General features: G+C 43.2%; 6 protein-coding genes. 1 reads left to right on the top strand and 5 read right to left on the bottom strand.

Annotation, left to right across the window (positions count from 1 at the left end):
* The first annotated feature begins 49 nt into the window (after window positions 1–49).
* Window positions 50–1,615 carry an alkyl hydroperoxide reductase subunit F gene (gene ahpF, locus A9Z07_RS14445; protein ID WP_069579570.1) on the top strand — a complete coding sequence of 522 codons (1,566 nt, stop codon included), beginning with the start codon at window positions 50–52 and terminating at the stop codon, window positions 1,613–1,615.
* 50 nt (window positions 1,616–1,665) lie between these two features.
* Here ahpF and A9Z07_RS14440 read toward each other — a convergent pair whose 3' ends face one another.
* From A9Z07_RS14440 to dnaE, 5 genes are all read right to left on the bottom strand, one after another.
* A complete protein-coding gene (locus A9Z07_RS14440) occupies window positions 1,666–3,690 on the bottom strand; it encodes an esterase/lipase family protein (RefSeq protein ID WP_005257040.1) in 2,025 nt (674 codons plus the stop codon).
* 121 nt (window positions 3,691–3,811) lie between these two features.
* Entirely contained in the window at window positions 3,812–4,711 is a 900-nt protein-coding gene (locus A9Z07_RS14435; protein ID WP_047432689.1) for an ABUW_2363 family tetratricopeptide repeat lipoprotein, read from the bottom strand.
* A 112-nt stretch (window positions 4,712–4,823) separates the two neighbouring features.
* Window positions 4,824–5,636, bottom strand: coding sequence for a serine O-acetyltransferase (gene cysE, locus A9Z07_RS14430; protein WP_005257044.1), 813 nt, complete (start codon window positions 5,634–5,636; stop codon window positions 4,824–4,826).
* Window positions 5,629–6,468 carry an RNA methyltransferase gene (locus tag A9Z07_RS14425; RefSeq protein WP_062848328.1) on the bottom strand — a complete coding sequence of 280 codons (840 nt, stop codon included), beginning with the start codon at window positions 6,466–6,468 and terminating at the stop codon, window positions 5,629–5,631. The genes cysE and A9Z07_RS14425 overlap by 8 nt, the downstream gene beginning before the upstream one ends.
* 13 nt (window positions 6,469–6,481) lie before the next feature.
* The coding region (dnaE, locus tag A9Z07_RS14420; protein WP_069579568.1) for a DNA polymerase III subunit alpha at window positions 6,482–9,497 on the bottom strand (3,016 nt) is incomplete at its 5' end.

The raw sequence follows: 9,497 nt of genomic DNA, 5'->3' as shown, positions 1-9,497 counted from the left end.
TCATTGAATGAATTTACTGATTTAAAAGTCTTAGGGTTTGGAGTCATACATGTTAGATCAAAATATTAAAACTCAATTAAAAGCTTATTTAGAACGTTTAGAAAGTCCGATCGAACTGGTTGCTGCTTTAGATGACTCAGATAAAGCAGAAAAAATCAAAGAACTCGTAACGGAAATCGCGGAACTTTCTGATCAGGTTACGGCGCGTTTTGACGGTTCAAACGCTCGCCGTCCTAGTTTCGGTGTAGCGAAAGCAGGCGAACAACCGCGTGTGTTCTTTGCAGGCTTACCGATGGGACATGAGTTTACCTCTTTGATCTTGGCATTGTTACAAGTGTCTGGTTATGCACCGAAAGTATCTGATGAAGTCTTGACTCAAATCAAAGGCTTAAACTTGACTGCAAACTTTGATGTGTTTGTTTCATTGAGCTGCCATAACTGTCCAGATGTAGTGCAAGCGCTCAATCTCATTGCAATCAATAACCCAAATACCACGGCGACCATGATTGATGGTGCTTTCTTCCAAGACGAAGTGGAAGAACGCAAAATCTTGGCTGTACCTATGGTATTTCAGAATAATGAACATATCGGTCAAGGTCGTATGACGTTGGAAGAAATCGTTGCCAAGTTAGATACCAATTCTGCCGAGAAAGATACAGCGGCAATCAATGCCAAAGATGCGTTTGATGTATTGGTGATTGGTGGTGGCCCTGCGGGTGGTACAGCAGCAATCTATGCAGCACGTAAAGGTATTAAAACAGGTATCGTGGCTGAACGCTTTGGCGGTCAGGTGATGGATACCATGGATATTGAGAACTTTACCACGGTGCAAAAAACAGTAGGTCCTAAGTTTGCTCAGGATATGGAAGCGCATGTCCGTGAATACGGCGTGGATATCATGAACCTGCAACGTGTTAGCAAGATCACAGGTGCAGATCAGACTGTAAATGGTCTGGTTGAAGTTGAACTGGAAAATGGTGCCAAACTTGAATCGAAAACCATCATTCTTTCAACTGGCGCACGCTGGAGAGAGATGAATGTTCCAGGTGAAGCAGAATATCGTACCCGTGGTGTCGCATATTGCCCACACTGTGATGGCCCATTGTTCAAAGGCAAACGTGTTGCGGTGATTGGTGGTGGTAACTCGGGTGTTGAAGCAGCGATTGACCTTGCAGGCATTGTTGAGCATGTGACTCTGGTTGAATTCGATACCAAGCTTCGTGCCGATCAAGTGTTACAAGACAAGTTAAACAGTTTGCCAAATACCACAGTGATCATGAATGCATTGAGTACAGAAGTGGTTGGTGATGGAGCTCAAGTAACAGCATTAAAATACAAAGACCGTGCGACTGATGTTGAACATACGGTTGAGCTTGCGGGGATCTTTGTACAGATTGGGTTATTGCCAAACACGGATTTCTTAAAGAACAGTGCTGTCGAGTTGAGCAACCGTGGTGAGATCGTGATTAATGATCGTAACGAAACCAGTGTTAAGGGTGTATTTGCTGCAGGTGACTGTACTACCGTGCCATACAAGCAAATTATCATTGCCACAGGTGAAGGTGCCAAAGCATCACTCTCTGCCTTTGATTATATGATCCGTTCTGGCGTATAAATGATGTGATCAAAAAAAAGCCCCAATGACTTGGGGCTTTTTTATTGCATTTAGTTCTTCGGTTTATATAAACCATGATCAACCAGATGTTCGCGTAAAATACGACGAAGTTCTAATACTGCTTCAGGGGTTTCCTGAATGGAATGACCACCTTTGAAAATCTTTTCAGACACAGCACCATCTAAATGTGCACTTTTATAAGGAACAATTCCGTCGGTGATGACATTCGGATCATCACTTTTGGTAATGTTGCCCATAATTGAATGGAAAACTAGACCTTTTTCTGGTGGGATCGTAGCAGTTAATTCCATAAATTTGGATTTTTTGCTCAGATCACTTGGGCCATTCTGGATCACGTCATTGGTCAAGGTTTTGACGAAATCCTTAAGATCCATGTCATCACTAGTAAGTGTATCCGCTAAGGTTGTCAAGAATGTAGCAGGGAGCTTGATAATCTTACGGGCTGCCAAGGTAAACCAGCGATCTGCATAGTCTGTACCACGATGTGGGGCTGCCAAGAAAATGGCACGATCAAAGTTTGTAATCGGTTCCATCTTGAGACGCTCGCCAATCACAGGATGCTTTCTCAAACGTGCCTGTTGGCGGCTGTTCATCATGGTCAGTGCTTCTTTGGAAATATCAGCATTGCTGACCAAAAGACGGCTAATGATCCCGCCCATACTATGACCAATTAAAACCGCATCTTGAGCAGCGGCATCTTTAGGATTTAGTGAGCCAAAGGCTTGCTTTAACACGGCATAGATTTGAAAACGGCTTTCAAGAATAGGCATATTGGTCGAATAAAAGACTTGCCAAACCTGATAGTGCTCGCGCAATACCGCATCACCCATAATGTCGTTGGTTACAGCAATCCACGCTTCTGGGCTACTTGCCAGACCATGCACCAGTACAATCACTTTTTTGTTCGGATTATAAGGTTCAAGCATATATAAATGCGGCATGGTGAGGTGCTGATCGCGGTCAATTAAAGTTAAATAAGCGGCAGTCCCTAAATTATTTTCAGCCAGCCAAAGCCCATAAGGCGCAGAGAAATTGGCTGCCAGAGAGTATTCTTTTCCAGCAATATTTACTTTCTCGACGCTATATGGATCGTAAACCTTGACTTCAAATTCTGGACTATTAAGCACATCGTCAACCGTTGCGGTTGTCTTTTTAGGTTGTGCAATAATGGTTGCAGCCAGATAACGTGCTTTATGAATATTTGGATTAACCCCATTTGGATAGCTATAACTTAATGGATCAAGGATGTATTTATTTTCACCATGAGCAGCACTATCGGTCGAAGGAAATACAGCCACGAAATCTGAACCGAAACCATCTCGACGGTTAATCGCTCTTAACCCAGAAAAGTTCATGTTATAGCTAGAAATAAACTTCTCGAGCTGCATGTTCTGCAAGCGTTGATAGGACTGAATATCGATGGTGTATGTGCTTTTACCAATTTTAATCGTTGGTGTAATGGTTTTGGATGGGTTTCTTAAACTATGGACATTGACCATTTTGGTCAACGCCTGATTATAGAAATCCCGAATTTGAACTTGTCTGTTATCAAAAATCCGTTCCTGCGGCTGGCGGGCAGTCTTAAACAAATAAGCATAACTGTAGCGAATACTTTTATCTAAAGCTTCAAGCTCCTGATCCAGACAGTTTTCATAGGTTTTCTGAATAGCTTTTTGTTCTTCTTCAGCTTTATGTTTGGTGAGCTTACTGACTTTACATTCAGAGGAGTCAGAAAGACTCATGGCTTTTGAAAGATATAATTCGCTGGCAGTAGATAAAAGTTGCTCATCCTGAATCTGCGGAATCTTATGCAGATCTGCAATACATTCATTTGGAGTCTGCATGCAGACTTTTGCTTCTTTGCCAGACATTGACAGGACATTGAGGCTGGCTTCGCTCAATTTTTTCTGTGTCAGAATACTATTACGCTCGTTCGCGATCGTCACATTGAGGTCTTGCTGTTTCAGACTGACGACCTGACAACCACTCATCACCATAGTACTGAGTAGGCTGATCGCAAATAAACGTTTATTCGGGGTAAATGCTAGCTTCATAAATCAGCAAGTTGGCTGGGAGATTGTAGCTATAATACGAAAATCGAATGTTTTTTCAATCATCCATAAAAAAATAGACTGTACACGACAGTCTATTTTTCATTACAGAATGGGACAGTAATTAGTTCAATACTTGCCAAACATTCCAGCGTTTTCCAGATTCAACTTCTTTGATCAAACGATCAGTAACTTCAGCTTCATCTGGGTAATTGATTTTGTAGTTCTTTAAGGTTTGAAGCGCATTTTTCTTTTGCTCTAACCAGAGATAGTTGTTAGCAGCAGAAAGATAAGCTTCTTGAACACCGCCTTTCATTGCCTTATCTAAATAAGGAATTGCTTCACGTTGACCGCCACCTTCAGACAAGCCAAAACCAAACCAGAAGTTTGTTTCAGCATCATTTGGGTTCATTGCAAGAATACGTTGAGCATAGGTCAATGATTTGGTGGTGTACGCTGTACCCAAATCCATATTACGTGCCATCACGCTTGCTTTAAAAGCACGTGTTAGTACGTCGATAGACGCATTTGGTTTTTCTGCCAAAGCATCTAATTTTTGAGTTGTTTCTTTCAACTTCGCTTCATAACCTTTACGTTCTTGACGGTCAGGGAAGCGAGGTGGATAGTGGCGTGCCTTACCTTCAACCAGTTGTAAGAAGTCATCAATCTCAGTCACATCGACTTCATTTTCGCCTGCAAGAACTGCATATTTTACATTGCGTTGTTTGCTGTCGATTGTCGGAACGATGAGTTTGTTGATATCTAATGTGGTGGTTTTTGATGGATCATTTTGTAATGACACAACCATTTTAGTCACAGGCTGAGCAGCAGCATCTTTAATCGCAACTTCGAAGCTTGGTGGTGCATCATATTTGATTGGATTTAAAGCATAGAACGGTGCTGTCGGTTCTGGCTCTTTGAATACAAATGGCTCAGAAGCTTTATCTTTTTTGACTGGGGCGATGCCACAGGCGGTTAAAAAAGAAGTTGAAAGTACAAGTAATGCCAAAGGCTTAAAATTCATGCTTACATCCATTAATTTTAGTTAAATGAGAAGTAGATCGTTGGTTTCACCAGTCTAGGAAAAGCAAAACCAACTTGCAATGATAAGCTTGTTACATTTCTTATATATTCGCTTAGGTTGCCGAAGTTTTGTTCTGTGCTTCACATTCACGTCTAACTTCTTCAATAATTTTAAGTTCTTCTTTACTCAATGGTTGATTTTTAGAACTTTGAGGCGAGAAACTCGGATCCAGTTCTGAGAGGCGCTGGCACAGCACATTCATACGTTTTTCGTTTTTCTGCATACGATCCAGCAGTACACGAATACCTTCTAAAATTGGATCAGATTGATCTTGTGTCGTTGCATAAGGCTGGAACCCAATACTTTCGGCATAATCACGACGGCTGACTTCATCTTGTTCGACTTGGTTTTTATCTTTGAAGATGTAACGCGCTGGGTTACCGACCGCAGTCACATTTTCAGGGACTTCTTTGGTCACTACAGCATTTGAGCCGACTTTCGCACCTTTATGGACAGTAAATGGACCTAAAATTTTTGCGCCTGCACCGACTACAACTCCATCTTCAAGCGTTGGATGGCGTTTGCCTTTATTCCAGGTTGTGCCGCCTAGGGTAACGCCATGATAAAGCGTAACGTCATTGCCAATTTCAGCTGTTTCACCAATCACAACACCCATGCCGTGATCGATAAAGAAACGTTTGCCAATTTTTGCACCTGGGTGAATTTCAATGCCTGTGGCAAAGCGACTAAAAGAAGAAAGTAGGCGAGCCGTACCTTTATATTCTTTTTTCCATAATTCATGTGCCATACGATGCATGATTAGCGCATGGATACCGGGATAGGTCGTTAGCACTTCCAGCGTGTTTCTAGCCGCAGGATCACGTGCAAATACAGCCTCGATATCTTCTTTAAGCTGTTTAATCATTTGAATGATCCTCCGTGTTTGTCTTTTTCCATGAACCTTTGGCAAGTGCCTGAACGCGACTGAAGATCCCACGTAATAAATGGTACTCCATACGATCTAATTGTATCCTTCCAAATAAACGACGCAAGCGTAATGGCAGTAAACGGGGATTATTCGGGTCTAAAAATTCGATTTCAGTCAGCATTTTTTCCAGATGAGGGTAGAACTCTTCCATCTGTTGCTGCGTCACCAGTGGTTCATCCCATTCCATGCTTTGCTGTTGTTTTAGTTGCATGTGGTCATCTGGTGTATCTGTAACTTGAGTATTTTGTTCAAGTGCAGCCATTCTCATTTCATAACACACCACCTGAATGGCTTGAGCGACATTTAGTACGCCATATTCAGGATTGACTGGAATGGTTAAATGGTAATTGGCTAAGGCCAGTTCTTCGTTGGTCAGTCCACGATCTTCACGACCAAAAACGATGGCAACATGTTGTTCTTTGCTTGCTGCCTGTAATGCTTCTTTTGCTGCAGGGCGAACATCGAGCAATGGCCAAGGAATGGTGCGACTACGGGCACTGGTACCGAATACGATATGACAATCCTGAATAGCTTGTTCCAGCGTCTCAACAATCTCAATCTGTTCAATTAAATCCTGTGCACCGGCTGCCAGAGCATCAATATCGGGATGTGGATAGGTTTTCGGTGCAACCAATACGAGCTTAGATAAGCCCATGGTTTTCATTGCACGTAAAGCACTACCAATGTTGGCTGGTAGGGTTGTATTGACCATGACAATACGGACATGATCCAAATGTTTGGACACGTTATTTGAGTCAAACTGGTTCATATATTATCCAGAATTAAGAGTATTGAGAGACTTCTGCCTGATAGAGATCAAGCGCTTCATCCATTGACATGTTGTCAGGCGGCGGTGCGATATTTGCCACTTTCGGTGCTTCTGCAACTTTGGCTGCTTTAGATTTCACTTGGTATTCGATCGCAATTGCTTCTTTACCAAAATAATCCCGCAATTTGCTCAGCAACTCATCCAGTGGTGCAACTTTCCATTGTGGGCCGAGGTGTAGCTCGGCGGTTGCAAAACTTTGCTCAAGCTGGATTTGCAGGCCAATATGCTGGCACATATCAACATTACAATAAGGTAAAAGAATCGCTTGTAAATCTTTTGCTAAAGTTTTGCTCATCAGGTCTTGTGCTAAGCGAACCTGAATACTTTGGGCGCGTTTCTGGCGAATTTCATTCAAACTGAACGCCTTACTTAACCGTGCCATTGGACGGTCAAAACCTTCACGTTCGTAGATTTCACCTTCAATCACCACGACTTGTTCTAAGCGAACCACTTCTTTGTAGCGTTGGAAACGTTCATGGTTGCAACTGATTTCGACACGAGCTGTGCCATCATCCAGTGTGATCATAATGCGGTTTGGGAAGTTGGCAATATCAACAACTAAACCTGCAAAAACCGTGGTAACACCACGACGTGTCGGGGTCAGCTCATTCAGTTTTGCTGAAATGAATGATTTTAATTCTGGGCGATAGACATCAATCGGGTGACCTGTGAGGTAGAGACCCAGCGTGTCTTTTTCACCTTTAAGACGAACTTCGTCTGACCAAGGTTTCACGGGTTTGGCTGGTTTACGCTGAACTTCTTCAACTTCACCAAACAAGTCCATAATTCCTGTTTCACGGTTACTGCGCGCTTGTTCAGCTGCTTGTACGGCTTCTGGCAATTGTGCCATTAAGCTCGAACGTTCAATACCGAGACAATCCAGCGCACCCGCACGGATCAGGGCTTCTAAAGTACGTTTATTGATTTTTTTCAAATCAATACGATGACAGAAGTCGAATAAATCCTTGTACGGGCCTTCATTGATGCGTGAGTCGATGACCGATTGCATCGCTTGCTCACCAACGCCTTTAATTGCACCTAGACCATACACAATGGTTGCTTCATCGCTGGCATGGAAATGGTACAAAGACATATTCACAGACGGTGGTAGCACTTCCAGCTTGTTATTACGGCAGTCGTCGATCAGGAACACGATACTGTCGGTATTCTGCATTTCCGAAGATAAAACCGCCGCCATAAATTCAGCAGGGTAATGTGCTTTTAACCAAGCGGTGTGGTAGGCAACAAGGGCATAGGCTGCGGCATGGGATTTGTTAAAACCATAGCCTGCAAACTTTTCCATATAGTCGAAGATATGGTTGGCAGTTGCTTCATCAATATCTTTTTTCGCCGCACCTTCAATAAAGATCTGGCGCTGTTTGACCATTTCTTCAGGTTTCTTTTTACCCATGGCACGACGAAGTAAGTCCGCGCCACCGAGTGTATAGCCTGCACAGAACTGTGCTGCCTGCATTACCTGTTCTTGGTAAACCATAATCCCGTAGGTTGGTTCTAATACGCCTTCAAGCAGGGGATGAAGATACTCAAACTCACCGCCATGCATACGATGGATAAAGTCAGGAATAAGATCCATCGGGCCCGGACGATACAAGGAAACGAAGGCAATAATCTCTTCAAATTTGCTTGGTCGTGCTTCCTTCAACATCTTTTTCATGCCGACGGATTCAAACTGGAATACCGCAGTGGTATTTGCCTCGGCAAACACCAGATAAGCGTCTTTATCGTCTAAAGGAACATTGGAAATGTTTAGTGGTATCTCGGATTTGATCCGCTTATTGATATTCTGAACAGCATCTTCAATCACCGTCAGGTTACGTAAGCCTAAGAAGTCGAATTTAACCAGACCTGCAGCTTCAACATCATCTTTATCATATTGTGCAACACGGTTGGTACCATCGGCATCACAAAGAACGGCTGAGTAATCGGTAATTTTACCGGGTGCAATAACAACACCACCGGCATGCTTACCTGTATTACGCGTGATACCTTCTAGCTTAAGCGCCATTTCCCAGATTTCAGCCGCATCATCATTGTCTGGATTGGACGGGTTGGTGACGATGTCTTTGAGCTGCGGTTCCATGTCAATCGCAGTCGCTAGATCGACACCCAGTGGCTTGGTTGGAACCATTTTAGAAATACGGTCAGCCAGACCATAGGATTTACCCAAGACACGGGCTACATCTCGAATCGCACCTTTTGCCGCCATGGTACCGAAAGTGGCAATCTGTGAAACCGCCTGACGACCATAATTCTGTGCAACGTATTCAATTACACGGTCACGACCGGCAATACAGAAGTCGACGTCGAAGTCGGGCATCGAGACACGTTCCGGGTTTAAGAAACGTTCAAAGAGTAGGTCATAACGTAGTGGGTCAAGATCGGTAATTTTTAAGCTATACGCAACCAGTGAACCCGCACCTGAACCACGACCCGGCCCAACAGGCACGCCATTATTTTTGGCCCATTGAATGAAGTCCATGACGATGAGGAAGTAACCCGGGAATCCCATCTTGAGAATAATATCGACTTCATATTTGATCCGCTCATCATAAGGTTTGCGAATCTCGGCCCAGTCTTCGTCACGTTCAGCGATCGGATAAAGAACATTTAAGCGTTCTTCTAAACCTTCACGAGACAAATGCTCGAAATAGGTGTCGATGGTATACCCATCTGGAATCGGGAAATCAGGTAAGAAATAAGTTCCGAGCTGTAATGCAACATTACAACGTCTTGCAATATGGTAAGTGTTTTCAATTGCACTCGGAATGTCTGAAAATAGCTCAGACATTTGTTCGCCAGTTTTAAAATATTGTTCAGGGCTATAATTTTTCGGGCGTTTATCATCGCCAAGTACATAGCCATCTGCAATACAAACGCGGGCCTCATGGGCCTCAAAATCTATTTGCTCAACAAAGTGAACATCATTATGAGCAACCACGCCAATCTGA

The organism is Acinetobacter sp. YK3 (assembly GCF_001729365.1).
GTDB lineage: Bacteria > Pseudomonadota > Gammaproteobacteria > Pseudomonadales > Moraxellaceae > Acinetobacter > Acinetobacter vivianii.
The sequence above is the reverse complement of the archived record's forward strand: the minus strand, read 5'-3'. Positions and strand labels throughout refer to the sequence as shown.

Coding starts and splice junctions, on each gene's coding strand:
- ahpF (WP_069579570.1), top strand. CDS start 50: ATGTTAGATCAAAATATTAAAACTCAATTAAAAGCTTATTTAGAACGT.
- A9Z07_RS14440 (WP_005257040.1), bottom strand. CDS start 3,690: ATGAAGCTAGCATTTACCCCGAATAAACGTTTATTTGCGATCAGCCTA.
- A9Z07_RS14435 (WP_047432689.1), bottom strand. CDS start 4,711: ATGAATTTTAAGCCTTTGGCATTACTTGTACTTTCAACTTCTTTTTTA.
- cysE (WP_005257044.1), bottom strand. CDS start 5,636: ATGATTAAACAGCTTAAAGAAGATATCGAGGCTGTATTTGCACGTGAT.
- A9Z07_RS14425 (WP_062848328.1), bottom strand. CDS start 6,468: ATGAACCAGTTTGACTCAAATAACGTGTCCAAACATTTGGATCATGTC.